This is a genomic window from Nitrobacter hamburgensis X14 (assembly GCF_000013885.1).
Lineage (GTDB): Bacteria > Pseudomonadota > Alphaproteobacteria > Rhizobiales > Xanthobacteraceae > Nitrobacter > Nitrobacter hamburgensis.
Genome location: NC_007964.1, coordinates 1,258,805 through 1,279,182 on the forward strand (window position 1 = coordinate 1,258,805; position 20,378 = coordinate 1,279,182).

A 20,378-nucleotide genomic window follows, 5' to 3' on the forward strand; every position below is an offset into this window, starting at 1 on the left:
TAACGGTTCATTATATTTTTTGAAGTCGTTTTAGCTTTCAGGGCGTTATAAGCGGCTTTCGCTCGATGCTTGACAGTCAACGATTCGGCGGGCTGGTCTCAAGCGCGGCGGCGAGCATTTCAAGGGCGCCTGGGGGGGTAGGATGAGCCGCAAGTATTTCGGAACCGACGGCATCCGTGGCCGCGCCAACGGCCTGATCACGCCGGAACTTGCGATGAAGGTCGGGCAGGCCGCCGGACTGGTGTTCCAGCGAGGCGAGTACCGTCATCGCGTCGTGATCGGAAAGGATACCCGGCTCTCCGGCTACATGATCGAGTATGCGCTGGTCGCGGGCTTCACCTCGGTCGGCATGGATGTGCTGCTGCTCGGCCCGATGCCGACGCCGGCGGTGGCGATGCTGACCAAGTCGATGCGCGCCGACCTCGGCGTCATGATCTCCGCCTCGCACAACCTGTTCGAGGACAACGGGATCAAAATGTTCGGCCCGCGAGGCTTCAAGCTGTCCGACGCCGTCGAAAAGCAGATCGAACAGTTGCTCGACGAAAACCTCGACAAGAAACTGGCGCAGAGCACGGGCCTCGGTCGCGCCCGCCGCATCGACGGCGTGCACGATCGCTATATCGAATTCGCCAAACGCACGCTGCCCCGCGAACTCAGCCTCGACGGGCTGAGAGTGGTGGTCGATTGCGCCAACGGCGCTGCCTACAGGGTGGTGCCCGAGGCGCTGTGGGAACTGGGCGCGGACGTCGTTCCGATCAGCGTCGAGCCCGACGGCTTCAATATCAACAAGGAATGCGGCTCCACCGCGCCGGAGGCGCTGTGCCGCAAGGTCCGCGAGATGCGCGCCGATATCGGCATTGCGCTCGACGGCGACGCCGACCGCGTCATCATCGTCGACGAGCGCGGCCACGTGGTCGACGGCGATCAGCTTCTCGCCGTGATCGCGGAGAGCTGGAAGGAAGACGGCCGGCTGACCAAGCCTGGGATTGTCGCCACGGTGATGTCGAATCTCGGTCTTGAGCGTTTCCTCGAGGGGCAAGAGTTGTCGCTGGTGCGGACCCCGGTCGGCGACCGCTACGTGCTCGAGCAGATGCTGAAGCAGGGCTACAATCTCGGTGGCGAGCAATCGGGCCACATCATCTTGTCGGACTATGCGACCACCGGAGACGGCTTCGTGTCCGCGCTTCAGGTGCTTGCCGTGGTGCAGAAGCTGGGCCGCCCGGTTTCCGAGGTCTGCCACAAGTTCGAGCCGCTGCCGCAGATCCTGAAGAACTACCGCTATCGCAGCGGCAAGCCGCTGGATCGTGCCGAGGTCAAGTCGGCGATTACCGCGGGCGAGAAGCGCCTCAACGGGCATGGCCGCCTGCTGGTCCGCTCCTCCGGAACCGAGCCGGTGATCCGCGTGATGGGCGAGGGCGACGACCGTATCCTGGTCGAGGACGTCGTGGACACGATCGTTTCCGCGCTGGGCGGCCCGGCGGCGGCGTGAAATCGCCGATAAGAGCCTTGAAATCGTGAGCGGGGTCCGCGAGCAACTCCCGCTGCATCCCTGCTATAATCTATTGTTGCTGGTCGGCCGGGTGCCCGCATCGTAACAGGCGCCGGTCGAAACAACCCGGAATCCGTTCGTGGACAAGCCCGTCATCGCCTCCGAGGAAACGCAGGTCGCGCCGGTCGTGGTTCCCGGGGTTGCCGAAAAGGCGGCCGTCGGTCCCGTTTATCTTGTGCTCGGCGGCATCAGCTTCTCGCATTTTCTGAACGACACCATGCAGTCGTTGATTCCCTCGGTCTATCCGATCCTGAAGGAGAACTACGCGCTCGACTTCGCCCAGATCGGAATGATTACTCTGGCATTTCAGGTGACGGCGTCGCTGCTGCAACCCGTGGTCGGCTATGTCACCGACAAGAAGGCTCAGCCGTTCTCGCTCGCCATCGGCATGGGTTCTACTTTCGTCGGGTTGCTGCTGCTGAGCGTAGCGCATGTCTACGGGATGATCCTTGTTTCCGCCGGACTTGTCGGTCTGGGCTCCGCGGTGTTCCATCCGGAGTCCTCGCGCATCGCGCGGATGGCGTCGGGCGGACGTTATGGATACGCCCAAGCGGTGTTTCAGGTCGGCGGCAATTTCGGCTCGGCGATGGGGCCGATGCTGGCGGCGCTGATCGTGGTGCCGTTCGGCCAGCCGAGCATCGCCTGGTTCTCTGTGATTGCGGCAACCGCGATCCTGATCCTTTGGCGAATCGGGCGCTGGTACAAGCCGCTGATCGCCCCACGCGTCAGCAAGGCGGTGGCGCGCCAGCCCAACGCGCCGTCACCGCGGCGCACGGCGCTGGCGATCGCCATCCTGATCGTGCTGGTGTTTTCCAAGTTCATCTACATGGCGAGCCTGACCAGCTACTACACGTTCTTCCTGATTCACAAGTTCGGCGTTTCGACCCAGACGTCGCAGATATTCCTGTTCATGTTCCTCGCCGCAACCGCGGTCGGCACCTATTTCGGCGGCCCGATCGGCGACCGGATCGGCCGTCGCTATGTGATCTGGTTCTCGATCCTCGGAGTGCTGCCGTTCACCCTGCTGCTGCCGTTCGCCAACCTGTTCTGGACCGCGATACTGAGCATCGTCATCGGCTTTGTCATCTCCTCGGCGATGCCAGCGATCATTGTGTTCGCGCAGGAACTGATGCCGCATCGCTTCGGCATGATCTCGGGGATGTTCTTTGGCTTTGCGTTCGGCGCCGGAGGACTTGGAGCGGCGCTGCTCGGTGAGGTCGCGGACGCGAAGGGAATCGAGTTCGTCTATCAGGCCTGCGCGTTCCTGCCGGCGATCGGCCTGCTTGCGATGTTCCTGCCGAAGATGCCGAAAATCCGGCACGGGTAGAGCGTTTCCGCTTCTGATGGAATCAGAAGCGAGGCTCTATGTTTTTTATTTGGCGCGTTTTCTTCACGCGAACCGGTATCCACTTCGCTCGAAAACGCTATGAGCGCCGCCGCGGTCTTTTGTCAACGAACGGTTAACAAGTGTGGCGAAGCTGCGACGCTTCGTACCGCTGTCGAAAGAAACTCACCGGATATCAACCTTAAAAATTAGGGTTAAGCGGCGCTTAAGCATTTGGTGTCATCGTCCCTTTGATTTCGGGAGTGGGGCCTCGTCTGCCTCACCGGACAAAGGGACGAAGCCGATGCGTAGCGTTAAATTTCTCGTCGCCGCCGGAGCGGCATCATTGTTGTCATCGGCCGCATTCGCCGCCGACATGCCGATTGCGCCGCCTCCTCAGTATTACGCGCCGCCGCCGGTCGCGGAGTTCGGCGGCTGGTATCTGCGCGGCGATATCGGCTTCAGCAATCAGCGCGTGAAGAACATTGCGATGGGGGATGGCCGTAACGCGTCACTAACGTCGCTCAATCAGAGCACGGCGTTTGATACCGCCGGCATCTTCGGGGTCGGTCTCGGCTATCAGTTCAACAACTGGTTCCGCGGCGATATCACGGGTCAATATCGTGGCAACTCGAATTTCAAGGGCACCGACCTGATAACCTTCCCGGCCTACGGTCTCGTCGGACAGGGTGTCGATAACTATAATGCCACCAAGTCGGAATGGTTGGTGATGGCCAACGGTTACGTCGATCTCGGTACCTGGTGGTGCATCACTCCCTTCATCGGTGCCGGTGTCGGTGTCGCGCGTGTCAATATCGCGAACTATACCGATAACGGTTCCAACAACGTGAATTACAGCTCAGCCACCGATAGCTATTACTTGGGCGGTCCCAATCCGAGTTACGCCAGTGCTCCGGCTGCGTCGAAGTGGAATTTCGCCTGGGCCGCGCATGCCGGTCTGGCCTATCGCGTCAATCCGGGGCTCACGATTGAGTTGGCCTACAGCTACGTCAATCTCGGTTCGGGAACGACGGGCGCTGTGTCGACTTACGACGGCTTCACCAGGGGCGTTGCAATGAAGTTTCACGACATCACCTCACATGACGTGAAGCTTGGCGTGCGCTGGGATCTCAACAGCCCGCCGGTCTATGCGCCGCCGCTGGTCACCAAGGGCTGAGCCTTATTATCTCTTAATAGTTCTTAACGGCGCGGGAGTTTCCCGCGCCATTTTTTCTTTTGGTGCGGCCGGCTTTCGGCGGTTACGACCGCGTTGGAGCGCGTCAGGATTTTGTCGAGAATGTGGATCGATCGCGCTGTGCGACAACGATTGATTAAGGTTAACAGGCGATGATTGCCGTAACCCAGGTTGTGGCGATGGAGCGTTGCGATGCGTAGACTTCTGCTGGCGGCAGTCATGTGCGGGACAGCGCACGGAGCATACGCCGCCGACATGCCCGACCTTCCGATTCTGCGCGGGTCGCTGTCCGATGGTTTTGGCACGGTCCGGACCGTATGGCAGGGCTACTACGTCGGCGGGCAGGCCGGCGTCGGCGAATCTGACATGAACTTCACCGGTGCGACCAGAAACGTTGCGGCACGGCTGCTCAGCGGTACGGCCATCGAAAACTCAGGGCAGGTCTCGTCCTGGCCGCTGGGAGGCAAGGCTTCGGTACGGGGCGACGGCTGGGGCGGATTCGTCGGTTACAACAGCCAGTGGGATGATGTCGTGATCGGTGTCGAAGCCAACTATATGCACGGCAAATTTGGCGGCAGCCGAAGCGACTCGATGTCCCGCTTTTTTACCGATTCTCTTGGGTATACCGATGGCGTGACTTATCAAAGCACAGCGACCATGTCGATTTCGGACATGGGAACGCTGCGCGCTCGCGCCGGGTATGTTGTTGGTGCTTTCCTTCCTTATATGTTCGGCGGCGTAGCGCTCGGCCAAGCCGATATCGTACGCAGCGCGCACATCTTCGGGACACAGGTTAATCCGGCTGCGGCGCCCGGTTTCACAAACGTGCCCTTTAATGTCAGTGGCACCGATGGCAAGTACAGCCATCTGATCTACGGCTATTCGGCGGGTGTAGGCCTTGACGTCAATCTGATTGGCGGCCTGTTTGCGCGCGTCGAATGGGAATACATCCGCTTCACCTCCTCGATCGACACAAATGTCAACACCGTTCGCGCCGGCGTCGGCTACAAGTTCTGACTGCGAACGCGCATGGAGCGTCTCTGTTCCGCGCGTTCGAAGCTCGAAGTCCTCGCCTGCGCAACTCGGACTCGTAGCGGCCTTGTCGGGATGATAGGCGGTGCTAAGCGCGTTCCCCGCACTCTGCAGATCGTGCGTCTAGCGGTAAGGAACCGGATTCGCGGTAAAGGAACTGGAACGGTGGTGAATGCTGCCCGTTGATTCCGTCAATAACGATGGAGCAACGCATGCATACCCGAATGACCTTTTTCGCACTTGTCGCGGCGACCTTCATCAGTTTGCTGGCACTGAGCGCCTATGCCGCTGGTATAGGCTAATGCCGCGGGCATAGGCTGACCGTAGGGCCGGAGGCGGGTCCTCAACCACCGCCACCCAAGCACCGGTCTGAACGGGTCGTCACGCATCACGACAGGCACCGGTCTCAACTGGTGAAGCCTGTCAAACTCTTGATCCCATCTTCCGGCCGTGGACGGCGCGGTGTCGGGGGGCGGCGCATTGTCAATCGCGCGTGATCGCCCGGAAAATTCTTGACGAAAGCGGGTGAGTCCCATATCCCCAGCGGCGGGACACCTCCCCCCAACGGGAGGCTTGCTATCTGGAAGGATAGATCATGACCGTTGCGAAGCCCGCTTCGCGGCCAACCGTGCCGCATTTCTCCTCCGGCCCCTGTGCCAAGCGCCCTGGCTGGACTCCCCAAAATCTCAAGGACGCAGCTCTCGGCCGTTCGCATCGTGCGAAGATCGGCAAAGCGCGCCTGAAGCTCGCGATCGATCTGACGCGCGAGGTTCTGGAAATTCCGACCGACTACAAGATCGGCATCGTGCCGGCGTCGGATACCGGCGCGGTGGAGATGGCGCTGTGGTCGCTGCTCGGCGCGCGCCCCGTCACCATGATCGCCTGGGAATCCTTCGGTGAAGGCTGGGTCACCGATGTCGTCAAGCAGCTTAAGCTGAAAGACGTCGCCACGCTCAAGGCGGGCTACGGCGAACTTCCAGACCTCGCCAGGGCCGACCCGAAGTCGGATATCGTCTTTACCTGGAACGGCACCACCTCCGGCGTTCGCGTGCCGAACGCCGACTGGATCAGTGCGAACCGCGAAGGCCTCACCATCTGCGACGCGACCTCGGCCGCTTTCGCGCAACCGCTCGACTGGGCCAAGCTCGATGTCGTGACCTTCTCCTGGCAGAAGGCGCTGGGCGGCGAGGGCGCGCACGGCATGCTGATCCTGTCGCCGCGCGCCGTGGCGCGGCTGGAAAGCTACACGCCGCCGTGGCCGTTGCCGAAGATCTTCCGCATGACCAAGGGCGGCAAACTGATCGACGGCATCTTCGTTGGCGAGACCATCAACACGCCGTCGATGCTGTGCGTCGAGGACTATCTCGATGCGCTGAACTGGGCCAAGTCGGTCGGCGGCCTCAAGGGCATGATCGCGCGCGCCGATGCCAACACCAGGGCGCTCAGCGACTGGGCGGCGAAAACGCCGTGGATCGATTTCCTCGCCGCCGATCCGGCGATCCGCTCCAATACCTCGGTGTGTCTGAAGGTCATCGATCCCGCAATCACGTCGTTGCCTGCGGAAGCGCAAGCCGCTTTCGCCAAGAAGCTCGTTGCCGCTGTCGAGAAGGAAGGCGCGGGCTACGATTTCGGGCACTACCGCGACGCGCCGCCGGGCCTGCGCATCTGGTGCGGCGCCACGGTGGAGGCGAGCGACGTCGCGCTGCTGACACAGTGGATCGACTGGGCGTTCGCCGAGACCAAAGCCTCGCTTGCCAAGGCGGCGTGATCTTCCCACCCTTCCCTTGAGGGGAGGGTCGTTATGCCGAAGGCATGGCGGGTGGGGTGTCGATCGTTTCCCAACTCGCCAGCCACGCAATTCAAACCCTTTCATCCCGCCGCGGCGCTGCGCGCCGACCCTCCCTTTCAAGGGAGGTGGAGAACAACATCATGACCAAACCGAAAGTTCTGATTTCCGATGCGCTCAGCCCTGCCGCCGTGCAGATCTTCAAGGATCGCGGCATCGAGGTCGATTTCCAGCCCGCGCTCGGCAAGGACAAGGACAAGCTCGCCGAGATCATCGGCAACTACGACGGCCTTGCGATCCGTTCGGCCACCAAGGCCACCGCGAAAATTCTCGCCAATGCCAAAAAGCTGAAGGTGATCGGCCGCGCCGGTATCGGCGTCGACAACGTCGAGATTCCGGCCGCGACCGCCAAGGGCATCATCGTGATGAACACGCCGTTCGGCAATTCGATCACGACCGCCGAACATGCGATCACCTTGATGTTGGCGCTGGCGCGCGAAATTCCCGCCGCCGATGCCTCGACCCAGGCCGGCAAGTGGGAGAAGAACCGCTTCATGGGTGTCGAGATCACCAACAAGATTCTCGGCATCATCGGTTGCGGCAACATCGGCTCGATTGTCGCGGACCGCGCGCTCGGCCTGAAGATGAAGGTGATCGCGTTCGATCCATTCCTGTCGCCGGAGCGCGCCAAGGATCTCGGCGTTGACAAGGTCGAGCTTGAAGACCTGTTCAAGCGCGCCGATTTCATCACGCTGCATACGCCATTGACCGACAAGACCCGCAACATCATCGACGCTGCCGCCATCGCCAAGATGAAGAAGGGCGTGCGCATCATCAACTGCGCGCGCGGTGGCCTGGTTGACGAGCAGGCGCTGGCCGATGCGCTCAATGCCAAGCATGTCGCGGGTGCGGCGTTCGACGTGTTTGTCGAGGAGCCGGCGACCAAGAACGTGCTGTTCGGTCACCCCAACGTGATCTGCACGCCGCATCTTGGCGCCTCCACCTCGGAAGCTCAGGAGAACGTCGCGCTGCAGGTCGCCGAGCAGATGTCGGACTATCTGCTCACCGGTGCGATCACCAACGCGCTCAACTTCCCCTCGATCACGGCGGAAGAAGCACCGAAGCTGAAGCCGTTCGTCGAGCTTGCGGAAAAGCTCGGCTCGTTCGCCGGTCAGCTTACGGAGACCGGCATCTCCAAGGTGATCATCACCTATGAGGGGCAGGTCGCCGAAATGAAGATCAAGGCACTGACCTCGGCGGCGCTGTCGGGCCTGCTGCGGCCGATGCTGGGCGACGTCAACGTCGTGTCCGCGCCGGTCGTCGCCAAGGAGCGCGGCATGGTGGTGGACGAGGTGGTGCGCGCCGCGCAGAGCGACCACGAAAGCCTGATCACGGTGACGGTCGCCACCGAGCGGCAGAAGCGTTCGGTGTCCGGCACGGTCTATGCCGACGGCAAGCCGCGCCTTGTCGACATCAAGGGCATCCGTGTCGATGCCGAGTTCGGCAAGTCGATGATCTACGTCACCAACGAGGACAAACCCGGCTTCATCGGCAAATTCGCGTCGCTGCTCGGCGACGCGGGCGTCAACATCGCGACCTTCAATCTCGGCCGTCACGGTCAGGGTGGCGATGCCATCGCGCTGGTCGAGGTTGACGGCAACGTGCCGGAGAACGTTCTCGCGAAGGTGCAGGCGCTGCCGCAGGTCAAGCAGGTGAAGGCGCTGACGTTCTGACAGCGTCAGGCCACAAGCGGCCCCGCGATGGCCTTCAGCGCCGCGCGGGCGTCGTTGGGGTCGAGCTGGATCTGCAGGCCGCGCTGTCCGCCGTTGACGAAGACTTTTGTCTCGCCGAGCGCCGCCGCCTCGATCGCGATCGGTACGCGCTTCTTCTGCCCGAACGGACTGATGCCGCCGACGTGGTAGCCGGTGAGCCGTTCGGCGTCGGCCGGACGCATCATCCGTGCCGCCTTGCCATCGAATGCAGCCGCGAGTTTCTTCATGCTGACTTCGCAGTCCGAAGGGACGATGACGCAGACCGGCTTGCCGTCGACCTCGGCCATCAGCGTTTTCAGCACACGGCCTGGTTCGGCGCCCAGCGCCTGCGCCGCCTGCAGGCCGATGCTGTCGGCGTCCGGATCGTAATCGTAGCTGTGCAGCGTGAAGGCTACGCCGAGCTTCGTCAGCGCCTGGGTCGCGCGCGTGGTTTTTGACATCGTGGCCTGACCCTGATGTCATCGCCGCTGGATGGGGCGAGACATTTTGCGACGGTCGTTTTGCCATGAAAAGGACATGCGGGAAATCCCGTCGCGCCGGCGGCGCCCGATCGATGAACGAGTTGTCTGATGGATAAGTCCGCGCCGCAAAACGATCCCGAGCCGGATGGACACCGCGGGCGCACGCTGGCCGGGCTGGTCATCGCGGCCATCCTGCTGGTGGTCGGCCTCTGGCTCGCGCGCGAGCTGAGGTCTGCGAGCCAAATCCAGGACTGCGTGATGTCGGGCCGATCCAATTGCCAACCGATCGACGTGCCCGCGCGATAAGGCGGCTGTCCTCGTGTCCGACGGACATATCACCTCATCAGCGCGCGAACCTCGTCGCGTAGTGCCTGACGCGAGTCGTCGCGCGAATAGAACATGTGGCCGCCGGAATAGACCACGAGCTTGACGCGGTCGCGCGAGCCGAAGGTCGGCAGTTGATCGAGGCGGATCTTGCTGGCGAAATACGGCGTCGCCAGGTCGAATAATCCGTGCGCGACCAGCAGCTTGAACTTGGGGTCCGCAGCGAGCAGCTCGCGAATGTCGGATACCGACTGGACGGAATTCCGGTGTTTGCCGAAATCCCATTCCCGGTTGACGGTGCGGCTGAGCAGTTCATAGGAACCTTGCGGCCGCCAGTTCAGCTTGTGCGCATAAAGTTCGAACGCCGCCGATGTCAGTGCGGTCAGCAGTGGCTCCTCCGAAGGATCGTTGAAGTCGCTGGCACTTGTGTCCGGGTAGGGATCGAACCCGAGCACCGACGCGTCGTAACGTCCGGTTACCTTGCCGTCGCGGCGGTCGAAGGCGCGGCGAAATTCGCTGATGTCGAATCGCCCCGCGAGGCGGCGGCTCTTCGCCTGGTCGATTCCTGTCAACGCCGCGAAGCGGTCGGCAAGCCGCCGCGTTGCCTCCGCATCGGCCTGCCCCTTGACGAGGTCGCTCAGGAACTCGCCCCGTGCGTAGGCTTCGACGTCGGCCATGTCGGCGCGGGTCAGTGGTCCGCCCTTTTCCTTCTCCCGTGCGACCGCCGCCATGCTCGGAAGGCTCGCCACGAACCGGGTCAGCCCGGTGCCCAGCACGTCGCCGAAGTCCAGCGCCGGCGAGATCAGAATCAGTCCGTTGACGGCGACGCCTTGCCGAGTCTGCAGGTTGCGGACGATCTTCGGCCCGCGGATGCCGCCATAGCTTTCGCCGGTGATGAATTTCGGCGACTGCATCCGATCGGCCTTCTCCAGCCAGCGCCGGATTACCAGCGCGATCGAAGCCACATCGCCGTCGACCGTGAAGAAGCGTTTCCGCGCCTCGTCGCCGCTCGCCACCATGCGGCTGTAGCCGGTGCCGAGCGGATCGATGAAGACGAGATCGGTGAAGTCGAGCCAGGTTTCCGCGTTCGGTTCCAGCGCCGGCGGGGTAGGGGAACCGGCGATCGCGCGGTCCATGGCGATGCGCCATGGGCCGTTGCTGCCGAATTGCAGCCACGCCGAGGACGCGCCGGGACCGCCGTTGAACACGAAGGTCACCGGGCGGCTGCGGGGATCGGCGCCGTCGAGCTGATAGGCCGTGGTGGCGATGTCCGCCTGCGGTTCGCCCTTGTCGTCGAAAATTCGAATCGCGCCCGCGGTTGCGGTGAAGGCCAGCGTGCGGTCTGGCAGCACCAGCTTATGCCTAGTGGTGGAGTCCGGCGGCAGACGGCGATGGTCGGTCGCGGTTGCGACAGAACCGTCGTGCGCGCTGTCGCCGCTGCCCTTCGGACCGGGCTGCTTCGCCTCTACCTGATGCGATGGCGCGCCGGGCGCGGCGTCCTCGGCGTGGGCGGCGGAGGCAAGCAGCATCGCCAGCAGCATCGCTCCGACGCAGGCGTGGCGGAACAGTGGACCGGGCATCTGCTGCTACTCCTTTAGTCGTCTGGCCGTTTGAGCGGAGGCCCAAGCCTTGACCGTCAAGCGTTGCCTGAAACTGTGGCAGGTACGGGACCCTGTGCAAGCGGCCGGCCGCATCGGCTTCGCGCCCGGAGAACCCGCGACGGTGAGGATGCGCGACTTTCAGGGCCGCGATATCTTCGCGCCGTCGCCGCCGGACCGGGCGGGAGTCGCAGGCTGCGGCCCGGCCTGCGTTTGGATTTTCTGGGCAAATCAATGGTTTGGATGCGGTGTCGTGACCATTTGGCGGCCGTTCCGGCTTGCGTCCATCGCACGCATCCTTTATCCGGTGGGACGCTTTGCACGCGAGCAGCAACGTCCGTTTATCTGTCTTGTTTCGGTGCCTGGCGCGCCTCACCTTTGCAAGGAATACCCGCGAAATGACCAACGTTGTCGTCGTCGGTGCCCAATGGGGTGACGAGGGAAAGGGCAAGATCGTCGACTGGTTGTCGGAGCAGGCGGATATCGTCGTCCGCTTCCAGGGCGGCCACAATGCCGGTCATACGCTCGTCATCGACGGCAACACCTACAAGCTGGCGCTGCTGCCCTCGGGCGTGGTGCGCTCGTCGAAGCTGTCGATCATCGGCAACGGCGTGGTGTTCGATCCGCAGGCCTTCGTCGACGAGGTCGCGAAGCTGAAAGGGCAGGGCGTCAAAATCGGCCCCGACAACCTGCGCGTCGCCGAGAACGTCACGCTGATCCTGCCGCTGCATCGCGAACTGGACTCACTACGTGAGAACGCCAGCGCGGCGACGGCGATCGGCACCACCCAGCGCGGCATCGGCCCGGCCTATGAGGACAAGGTCGGCCGCCGCGCCATCCGCCTGATGGACCTCGCCGACCCGCAGACCCTGCCGCACAAGGTCGAGCGGCTGCTTACCCATCACAACGCGCTGCGTCGCGGCCACGGCATCGCGGAAGTGGATAGCGGTGCGTTGCTGAAGGATCTCGCCGCAATTGCGCCGCGGGTGCTGCCCTATGCTGACAGCGTGTGGAATCTGCTCGATCACAAGCGCCGCGAAGGCAAGCGTATCCTGTTCGAAGGCGCGCAAGGCGCGTTGCTGGATGTCGATCACGGCACCTACCCGTATGTCACCTCCTCCAACACGGTCGCCGCCCAGGCCGCCACCGGCACCGGCATGGGGCCGAGTGCGCTCGGCTACGTGCTCGGCATTTGCAAGTCCTACACCACGCGCGTCGGCCAGGGACCGTTTCCGACCGAACTGAAGGACGAGATCGGCGAACTGATCGGTCAGCGCGGCAAGGAATTCGGCGTCAACACCGGGCGCAAGCGGCGCTGTGGCTGGTTCGACGCCATGCTGGTGCGGCAGACTGTCCGTACCAGCGGCATCCACGGTCTGGCGCTGACAAAGCTCGATATCCTCGACGGCTTCGACACCATCGAGGTCTGTACCGGCTACAGGCTCGACGGCAAGGAGATCGACCATCTGCCGGCCGGAGAGGGGGCTCAGGCTCGCGTCGAGCCGATCTATGAGACCATCGAGGGCTGGAAGCAGCCGACCGCCAACGCCCGCTCATGGGCCGACCTGCCGGCCCAGGCCATCAAATACGTCCGCCGGATCGAGGAACTGGTGGGGTGTCCGGTGGCTCTGCTCTCCACCAGCCCCGAACGCGAGGACACCATCCTGGTGCAGAACCCGTTTGAGGCTTGACGACTTAACGAGATGTTACGGGAATGCGTTCAAGGTTAATGTTCGCGGCATCGAGGAGATATGGCTGATTATTACCCGCTGATCGCGCGCGCCATCGCCGGACTGGACGCCAACGCGCCCGGTGAGCAGCGGCGCGCGCTCTATGAGCGGGCGCGAACCGCGCTGATCGCGCAGCTCCGCAGCGTCGAACCGCCTTTAAGCGAATCCGAGATCACCCGCGAACGGCTGTCGCTGGAAGAGGCCGTGCGCAAGGTCGAGTCCGAGGCCGCCCAGCGTGCCCGCGACGCCTCGCGTGGCAGCGGTTCGCGTTCCGGCGATGCCTTCCGTGCCTCGACCCGCGCGGCGATGAAGTCGCAGGACGCGACCGCGCCATCGCCGCCGCACCTCCGTCCGCGCGCCAATGCGACGCCTCAACCGCGCAACCCGCGCGCCGACCAGCCCCCCGCTCCGCCGCCGCCGTCGTCGTGGAGGCCGCCCGCGCCGCCGATTCCTGTGCAGGATGCGCCGCCGCCCCCCCGCGAGCGGCAGGGCCAGAGCCAGCCGCGCCGCAATCCCGAGTCCGATCGTCCGCCGCCGCCTCCGGTCCCGGGCTTCCGTGATGTCACCGCGGACGCCGACGACCTCGGCCGCGCCGCGGCGCAGGCCAATCGCTCGGCCCGTCGCACCTACGCCAACGTGCCCTCGCCGTCACCCGAATTCGACCGGCTGGAGCCGAGTCTGGAGGATCGCGGCGCGTTCGAGGGGGCGTATCCTTACGATCAATCGTCCGGCGAGGCCGCGAACGACCAGCCGCCGCCCCTGCCGCGTTCGTGGCCGCAACCTGGCCGCGACAAGCCGAAGCGTGTGTTCGGCGGCGGCTTTGGCTTTCCGTTCAAGAGCGCGATCGCCGTCGGTCTCGTGCTGATCCTTGCGGGGGCTGGGATCGTCTGGGGTCCGAAGGCGGTCTCGACGGTGCGCGGGCTGTTCAGTTCGTCGCCGGACCAGACCTCCGAGATACCGAAACCGGCGACACCGGGGCCGAGACCGAAGATCACCGATCGGGTCGGTCAGCCGCCGTCGTCTGAGACGGTGGCGCCGGTCGCCCAGCGCGTCGTGCTCTATGACGAGGACCCGTCCGACCCCAAGGGCAAGCAGTATGTCGGGTCGGTGGTGTGGCGCACCGAGGAGGTGAAGGGCGTAGCCGGCAAGACGCCGGAGATCGCCGTGCGCGCCGACATCGACATCCCCGAACGCCAGTTCAAGATGACGATGTCGTTCCGCCGCAACACCGACACCTCGCTGCCGGCGAGTCATACCGCGGAATTGACCTTCGTACTGCCGCAGGATTTTGAAGGCGGCGGCGTCTCCAACGTGCCGGGCATTCTGATGAAGTCCAACGAACAGGCTCGCGGCACGCCGCTGGCGGGACTCGCCGTCAAGGTCACAGACGGTTTCTTCCTGGTCGGACTGTCCAACGTCGAGGCCGACCGCTCGCGCAATCTCCAACTCCTGAAGGAGCGCTCGTGGTTCGACGTGCCTTTGGTCTATACCAACCAGCGCCGCGCCATCATCGCCATCGAGAAGGGGGCGCCCGGCGAGCGCGCCTTCAACGAGGCCTTCACCGCCTGGGGCGAATAGCCTTAAAATCGTGACGCGGCCTCGCTACCGGGCACAGGCGCGGCTAGGCGGTGCCGTCCTCGCCTGCGCGCACGGTCACGTCCATCAGATGATGCGCGTCGGTGATGCCGTCGGCGGCATTGCGTACCAGGGCCTCGGCCATCTTCGCTTTGGTCGCCGGTGTGCGGTGCTCAGGTCCGATCTGCTCGACCGCGATGTTGAGCAGCTCACGCAGATGCGCGACATACTCGGCGTCGAATTTCTGCGGTGGAACCTGACTCATGCAATGCGCTCCTTCACTCGCGATGGAGTGCAAACGGTGGCGTCGCAATGGGGCGGAGTTGAGTCGCGGAAAGGGAGATGTCGGGGCGATGCGGCCCATGACGTCGACCACGTGTCGGCGCAAACAACCGCACGCGGTTGCGTAGGCGCGAACAGCTATATTGCCGCCATCATGAGACGCGGATGATGCCGAATGCGTCGTGACGATGCGATGCGCGTGGCCGACCTGATGGAACAGGAGACATAATCGTGATCGTGCGCGGCCGCGTAACGCAGGTTGCAGAAGCTGCCGAAAAGACCCATGTGAAAGCCAATGAAATCCATGCCCGACGACGACCTGTTTTCGCGCAACACCGCCCGGTCCCGGGGATCGTCGGCGCGCGCAAAGATCATCGATCAGGACGGTCGTGAAATTGATCCGGGTCCGCTGGGCGCCGATGGCTTTGACGCGAGCGCATTCGGAGCGTTTCAGCACGGCCCGTCCGCGTCCGGCTTCGATTTCAGCGCGGCGTTTCAGCCGCTCACCCGCGAGCAGCGGCTGGCGCGGCTGGAGGCGATCGCGAAGCTGCTCGATGTCGCCTTCGTCGTGCCGGGAACGAAGATCCGTTACGGCATCGACGGTCTGATCGGACTGGTGCCGGTGATCGGCGATATCCTCACCACCGCGATCTCGCTGTGGCTTGTGCGTGAAGCGCGGGCGCTCGGCGCACCCTGGCATATCACTGCGCGAATGCTCGGCAACGTCGCGGTTGACGGGGTGGTCGGATTGGTGCCGGTGGCCGGCGATGCCTTCGACGTGATGTTCCGTGCCAACATCCGCAATATGCGGATGCTGAGACGATGGCTTGACCGGCAGCCGCGTTAGTGGAGATTGTTATGCTGCGTCCTGCGACGCGGCTTCCGGCTTTGGCTTGCGGGGCAGCGGAAACTCTTGGCTCTCATAAAGCGAGCGGATGCCGTTCTGGTCGAAGCGGGCTTCGTCCACCTGGAGATACGCGCCGTTCAGCGAGTCGGCCGGCAGTTCCTCGATCGCGAAACGAACTGCGTCGGCCGCGGTGTCGAAACGGCGGTAGGCAAAGCCCGCGCGCTTTTTCTTGCGGATAGCAGCCGGGAACAGTTCGGCGGATTTCTTGAAGCTGAATGCCATGGCGGGGAACCTCTACAATAATTGCGCGTTGGAACGAGCCATACTGCAAGCGAGGGCCCATTGGCGGTCGCCCGGCATACAGCATGTCCGTGATGTCTCGTTTATATAGGTATGGGGAGCGGAAATTGCGACCTTCTCAGGCCGGAATAATGAATCCTGGGTCCCACCCTGTAATTTTGGAATAAGATATTGATATCAATGCCATGGCGCCGGGACGGCCAATTGTTCCAGCCATGTCCGTATCGGCCTGCCAAGCAGTCTCCGCGAAACCGGAGCCCGGTTACGCGGGGCAACGTCGGATTCAGGGCAGCCCGCGCCGTTATTTGGGCTCGAGTTTCAAGGCCGCTGAATTAATACAGTAACGCAGACCGGTCGGGCCGGGTCCGTCGTCGAAGACATGGCCGAGATGGCCGTCGCACTTCGAACACAGGACCTCGGTGCGAATCATGCCGAGGCTGACGTCGCGTTCTTCATCAACCTGACTGTCCGCCGCGGGCGCGGTAAAGCTTGGCCAGCCGCAACCCGAATCGAACTTGGCGTCGGATTCGAACAGCGTCTGTCCGCAGCCGGCACAGACATAGGTGCCCTTGCGGCGTTCGTGTTCGTATTCGCCGGAAAACGGCCGCTCGGTCGCCTTCTCGCGCAGAACGGCGTATTGCATCGGCGTCAGCTCCTTGCGCCATTCGCTGTCGCTCTTCGTGATTTTGGGCGGCATCGTTTTGCTGTCTGGCATGGATTCTCCTTTGCCGCGCAGTCAGTCGGTCGTCTTGACGCTGCTGACCAGCGTCGGCTTCTCGATATAGTTGTCCGCAAAAATTGTCTTCAAGTTCCGGATCTTCGGAAGGTCATAATACGCAATATAGGGCTGGTTGGGGTGCCGCGTCAGATAGTCCTGATGATAGGCTTCGGCCGGGAAAAATCCCTGCAGCGTTCCAACCTTGGTCACGATCGGCTTGTTATAGACCCTGGCGGCATCGAGCTGGGCGATATAGGTATCGGCGACCTTTTTCTGCTCGCCGTTGAGCGTAAAAACCTCCGAGCGATACTGGGTCCCGGTGTCCGGTCCCTGGCGATTGAGCTGGGTCGGATCGTGCACCACCGAGAAGAATATCTGCAGGATTTTTCCATAGCTGATCTGCTTCGGGTCGAACTTGATCTCGACCGACTCCGCGTGTCCCGTGGTGCCGGTGCTCACCGTCTCGTATTTCGCGGTCTCCTTCGCGCCGCCCGCATAACCCGAGACTGCGTTGGCCACGCCGGCGGTATGCTGGAACACGCCCTGCACGCCCCAGAAGCAGCCGCCGGCGACGACCGCGGTCTGGATGCCGTCGGCAGCCTTCGCATCCAGGGCCGGCGGCGGAATGATCACGGCGTCTCCCGCGGCGCGCGAAGCTCCGGTGAGAAGCCACGACAGTGCAACTGTGCCGGCGACAGCAGCGGCGACGAGGGCATTACGACCGAACGGGTTACGGGTCATGGGCGTCCTTCGCACGGTTGGATTTGAAGGAATACGTGCAAGATACGTCGAGGTTGCCGGTTTGTTAGCTGCGGTCGTGCCGTCGCAGGCACACGAATCCGTGAGAAAAACCGGTTTCTCGAGGATGTCAGCCGGTGACCGTCATGGGATCAGACCTGGCTCGGCTTTCGGCTTGCTGTCACCTGAAGCGCGGCCGTCGGGCGTCGGCGCGGCGGAAACGCACACCCTCGTTGTCGCCAAGGCGCGTCGCGATATAGCCCGCCTCGATGCAGGCCTCGCGCTGCGGCATCTTTTCATCCGGCGCGCGGGTCGTATCCCACCATGACGCGCGCTGGGCCGCGCGAGGCAATGCCGCGTCGATGATCTCTTCGATCTGCGCAAAACCGAGTACGAATTCGACCGCAGTCTGCCGCTTCAGATAATCGCGCAGGGCATCGTAGTTGTTCACGGCATTACGCCTTGAGATATTTTTGCATTTCCGCGCGCAAGCCGTCGCGCAGATCGGCGCGCGCCATCCCGAATGCGATGTTGGCGCGCAGGAAACCCGCGCGCGAGCCGCAGTCGTGACGCTCGCCCGCGAATTCGAGACCGTGGAAGGCTTGCGATTTCGACAGGATGATCATGGCGTCGGTGAGCTGGATCTCGCCGCCGGCGCCACGTTCCTGGGTTTCCAGAATCTTGAATATTTCGGGCTGCAGGATGTAGCGCCCGGTGATGGAGAGATTGGAGGGTGCCGTGCCCTTGGGCGGCTTCTCCACCATGCCGTCGATCTCGAAGATATTGCCGTTGCGCTTGCCGACGCCGCAGATGCCGTAATTGTGGGTCATATCGTCGGGCACGGCTTCGACGGCGACGATGTTGGATTTCGGCCCGAGTTCCTCCGCCGCCCGCATCATCTGCTTGAGGCAGCCTGGTGTGTTCAGCACCAGTTCGTCGGGGAGCACCACCGCGAAAGGCTCCTCGCCGACGATATCGCGGGCGCACCACACCGCGTGGCCGAGCCCGAGCGGCGCCTGTTGCCGGGTAAAACTCATGGCGCCCGCCTCAGGCTGGAATTGCGCCAGCACGTCCATCTCGGCCTTCTTGCCGCGCGCCTTCAGCGTTTCGTCCAGTTCGAACTGGCGATCAAAGTGATCCTCGATCGTGCTCTTGTTGCGGCCGGTGACGAAAACGAAATGCTCGATGCCGGCTTCCCTGGCTTCGTCGACCACGTACTGGATCAGCGGCCGATCGACGATCGTGAGCATTTCCTTCGGCATAGCCTTGGTGGCGGGAAGGACGCGGGTGCCGAGGCCGGCGACGGGGAAAACGGCTTTGCGGATTTTCATGATTCTGCGGATTGTTTTGCGGGGCGGGATGAGTGCGATCGGTCGGTATGGTGTTAGCCGGTTTTGCAGCGCCGAACAAAGGCGGATCTGTGGTGGCGGTCGGCTGCCAGGATCGAACCGCGACCAAATGTCGTCATCTGGTTATGAAAAAAGACCAGCTGTTAAGCCGATGGAAACCGTGACAGGGCCTCCTGAACGGGGATACTCGTCGATACGGGTCAGGCATGGTTGCGACGGTGGTGCAGATGCGGATGCGCGGAACAGGAATGGCGGCGGCAGTCGTGGTACTTGCGGCGCTCGTGCTGCCGGGCGAGACGCGCGCGCAGACATCGAACGGCGACCCCATTCAGGGCTTTCTCGATAATCTCTTCACCGGTTCGCTCGCAAAAGGCGCACAGAGCGCATCGGCGGCCCCGCACGGCGGATCGGCGGCGCTTCAGCCTGCTCCGGCGCCCCGGCCCGCGAGTTCGGCGTCGTCGTCCTGGAGCGGCGAGGATGGCGCATCGGGTCATCCGCTGATGATGGCGAGCGCGATTCGTCAGGCCGCGGCAAATTTCCCGAACTGTGTTGCGGCGATGTGGCCCGACGCGGCACGCCGTCACGTGACGCGCCAGAATTTCGAGCGCTTCACCGCGGGACTGTCGCCCGATCTGCGCATCATGGACCTGATGGACTCGCAGCCAGAGTTCACCAAGGCGATCTGGGATTATCTCGATATTCTGGTCAACGATGCGCGGCTCGCGCGCGGCCGCGAAATCCTCGCGACCTACAAGCCGCAATTCGACGCGGCCGAGAGGGCTTATGGCGTCGATCGTTATGCGATCGCGGCGATCTGGGGCATCGAGTCGAACTATTCGACCCGGATGGGCGATCGCAGCGTGCTGCAATCCACCGCGACGCTGGCCTGCGTCGGCCGCCGCCAGAAGTATTTCCGCGACGAGTTCCTGGCGGCGCTTGAAATTCTCAATCGTGGCGACCTGCGACCGGAGCAGATGCGCGGCTCGTGGGCGGGCGCGTTCGGCCCCACGCAATTCATGCCGACGGCGTTCAAGCGCTTCGCGGTCGATGGCGACGGCGACGGCCGCCGCGACGTGGTCGATGATCCCGCCGATCTGATCGCTTCCACCGCGAACAATCTCAGAAAGGATGGTTGGCAGACCGGCAAGACCTGGGGTTACGAGGTCGTGGTGCCCCAAAACTTCGACTACATGCTGGCGGACCGCGCCAAGGCGATGACGCTCGCGCAGTGGGAGCATCTCGGCATCCGGCGCGCGGGCAACAAGACCTTCCCGCATCCCGCCGACCGCGCCTATCTGCTTGCGCCCGCCGGCGCCGACGGGCCGGGCTTCCTGATGTTGCAGAATTTTCGGGTGTTCATGAAATACAACCCGGCGGAGGCTTATGCGCTGGCGATCGGCCACTTCGCCGACCGGTTGCGCGGCGGGGCGCCGTTCGTCCAGTCCTGGCCACGGCAGGAACGAGTGCTGTCCCGGGGCGAACGGCTGGAATTGCAGCAGCTTCTGGCCCGGCAAGGTTTCTATCGCGGAACCCCCGACGGCCAGATCGGCAGCCTGACCCGGAAGGCGCTGCGCGGCTTTCAGGCTTCGAGCGGGGCGCCTGCCGACGGATTTGCGTCGTCCGACGTGCTGGAACGGCTGCGGCGGCGGTAAAAGTCCGTAAGGGGCGGCGGCAGCAACCCTTTGGGCTCGGCTCGCCGGCCGCGCTCTTGACGCCGCGGGCCGCTGCCCGGCTTATGCGGCGAAAGCTGCCCGCTTGCGGCCCGATTCCGCTATTACAGTCTTGTATTATAGTCTTG

19 protein-coding genes are annotated in these 20,378 nt (G+C 63.4%); 11 read left to right on the forward strand and 8 right to left on the reverse strand.

Features of this window, described 5'->3' with window-relative positions:
• Window positions 1-142 precede the first annotated feature (142 nt).
• From glmM to serA, 6 genes are all read left to right on the forward strand, one after another.
• Window positions 143-1,489 (forward strand): phosphoglucosamine mutase, encoded by a 1,347-nt coding sequence (gene glmM / locus NHAM_RS05685; RefSeq protein ID WP_011509656.1) that lies wholly within the window; start codon window positions 143-145, stop codon window positions 1,487-1,489.
• 139 nt (window positions 1,490-1,628) lie between these two features.
• Complete coding sequence (locus tag NHAM_RS05690; RefSeq protein WP_011509657.1) at window positions 1,629-2,876, forward strand: MFS transporter; 1,248 nt, start codon at window positions 1,629-1,631, stop codon at window positions 2,874-2,876.
• Between the two features lie 301 nt (window positions 2,877-3,177).
• Window positions 3,178-4,050, forward strand: coding sequence for an outer membrane protein (locus tag NHAM_RS05695; RefSeq protein WP_011509658.1), 873 nt, complete (start codon window positions 3,178-3,180; stop codon window positions 4,048-4,050).
• A gap of 210 nt (window positions 4,051-4,260) precedes the next feature.
• Window positions 4,261-5,085 carry an outer membrane protein gene (locus NHAM_RS05700; RefSeq protein ID WP_011509659.1) on the forward strand — a complete coding sequence of 275 codons (825 nt, stop codon included), beginning with the start codon at window positions 4,261-4,263 and terminating at the stop codon, window positions 5,083-5,085.
• A gap of 610 nt (window positions 5,086-5,695) precedes the next feature.
• A complete protein-coding gene (locus NHAM_RS05705) occupies window positions 5,696-6,868 on the forward strand; it encodes a phosphoserine transaminase (protein WP_011509660.1) in 1,173 nt (390 codons plus the stop codon).
• A 161-nt stretch (window positions 6,869-7,029) separates the two neighbouring features.
• Window positions 7,030-8,619 carry a phosphoglycerate dehydrogenase gene (gene serA, locus NHAM_RS05710; RefSeq protein WP_011509661.1) on the forward strand — a complete coding sequence of 530 codons (1,590 nt, stop codon included), beginning with the start codon at window positions 7,030-7,032 and terminating at the stop codon, window positions 8,617-8,619.
• A 5-nt stretch (window positions 8,620-8,624) separates the two neighbouring features.
• Here serA and ybaK read toward each other — a convergent pair whose 3' ends face one another.
• Entirely contained in the window at window positions 8,625-9,098 is a 474-nt protein-coding gene (gene ybaK, locus NHAM_RS05715; RefSeq protein WP_011509662.1) for a Cys-tRNA(Pro) deacylase, read from the reverse strand.
• Between the two features lie 129 nt (window positions 9,099-9,227).
• On the opposite strand from ybaK, the gene NHAM_RS05720 reads away from it, so the two are divergent.
• Window positions 9,228-9,425 carry a DUF2273 domain-containing protein gene (locus tag NHAM_RS05720; protein ID WP_011509663.1) on the forward strand — a complete coding sequence of 66 codons (198 nt, stop codon included), beginning with the start codon at window positions 9,228-9,230 and terminating at the stop codon, window positions 9,423-9,425.
• Between the two features lie 29 nt (window positions 9,426-9,454).
• Here the strand turns inward: NHAM_RS05720 and NHAM_RS05725 are convergent, their stop codons facing one another.
• Window positions 9,455-11,023 carry a S10 family peptidase gene (locus NHAM_RS05725; protein WP_011509664.1) on the reverse strand — a complete coding sequence of 523 codons (1,569 nt, stop codon included), beginning with the start codon at window positions 11,021-11,023 and terminating at the stop codon, window positions 9,455-9,457.
• Between the two features lie 416 nt (window positions 11,024-11,439).
• Between NHAM_RS05725 and NHAM_RS05730 the strand changes: the two genes are divergently transcribed.
• Window positions 11,440-12,732, forward strand: coding sequence for an adenylosuccinate synthase (locus tag NHAM_RS05730; RefSeq protein ID WP_041357750.1), 1,293 nt, complete (start codon window positions 11,440-11,442; stop codon window positions 12,730-12,732).
• A gap of 60 nt (window positions 12,733-12,792) precedes the next feature.
• Complete coding sequence (locus NHAM_RS05735) at window positions 12,793-14,349, forward strand: hypothetical protein (RefSeq protein WP_011509666.1); 1,557 nt, start codon at window positions 12,793-12,795, stop codon at window positions 14,347-14,349.
• Between the two features lie 43 nt (window positions 14,350-14,392).
• Here NHAM_RS05735 and NHAM_RS05740 read toward each other — a convergent pair whose 3' ends face one another.
• Window positions 14,393-14,611 (reverse strand): hypothetical protein, encoded by a 219-nt coding sequence (locus NHAM_RS05740; RefSeq protein ID WP_011509667.1) that lies wholly within the window; start codon window positions 14,609-14,611, stop codon window positions 14,393-14,395.
• Between the two features lie 312 nt (window positions 14,612-14,923).
• Between NHAM_RS05740 and NHAM_RS05745 the strand changes: the two genes are divergently transcribed.
• Window positions 14,924-15,475 (forward strand): DUF4112 domain-containing protein, encoded by a 552-nt coding sequence (locus tag NHAM_RS05745; RefSeq protein WP_011509668.1) that lies wholly within the window; start codon window positions 14,924-14,926, stop codon window positions 15,473-15,475.
• Between the two features lie 9 nt (window positions 15,476-15,484).
• On the opposite strand, the gene NHAM_RS05750 is transcribed toward NHAM_RS05745, so the two are convergent.
• The 5 genes from NHAM_RS05750 to galU form a co-directional block, all read right to left on the reverse strand.
• Window positions 15,485-15,757, reverse strand: a complete 273-nt coding sequence (locus NHAM_RS05750; protein WP_011509669.1) for a hypothetical protein — start codon at window positions 15,755-15,757, stop codon at window positions 15,485-15,487.
• Between the two features lie 319 nt (window positions 15,758-16,076).
• A complete protein-coding gene (msrB, locus tag NHAM_RS05755; RefSeq protein ID WP_011509670.1) occupies window positions 16,077-16,490 on the reverse strand; it encodes a peptide-methionine (R)-S-oxide reductase MsrB in 414 nt (137 codons plus the stop codon).
• A gap of 21 nt (window positions 16,491-16,511) precedes the next feature.
• Complete coding sequence (gene msrA, locus NHAM_RS05760) at window positions 16,512-17,234, reverse strand: peptide-methionine (S)-S-oxide reductase MsrA (protein WP_011509671.1); 723 nt, start codon at window positions 17,232-17,234, stop codon at window positions 16,512-16,514.
• Between the two features lie 178 nt (window positions 17,235-17,412).
• Window positions 17,413-17,682 carry a hypothetical protein gene (locus NHAM_RS05765; protein ID WP_011509672.1) on the reverse strand — a complete coding sequence of 90 codons (270 nt, stop codon included), beginning with the start codon at window positions 17,680-17,682 and terminating at the stop codon, window positions 17,413-17,415.
• A 4-nt stretch (window positions 17,683-17,686) separates the two neighbouring features.
• Window positions 17,687-18,562: a UTP--glucose-1-phosphate uridylyltransferase GalU gene (gene galU, locus NHAM_RS05770; protein WP_011509673.1), complete on the reverse strand. Its 876-nt coding sequence runs from the start codon at window positions 18,560-18,562 to the stop codon at window positions 17,687-17,689.
• A gap of 224 nt (window positions 18,563-18,786) precedes the next feature.
• Between galU and NHAM_RS05775 the strand changes: the two genes are divergently transcribed.
• Window positions 18,787-20,232 carry a lytic murein transglycosylase gene (locus NHAM_RS05775; protein ID WP_011509674.1) on the forward strand — a complete coding sequence of 482 codons (1,446 nt, stop codon included), beginning with the start codon at window positions 18,787-18,789 and terminating at the stop codon, window positions 20,230-20,232.
• Window positions 20,233-20,378: the final 146 nt, after the last annotated feature.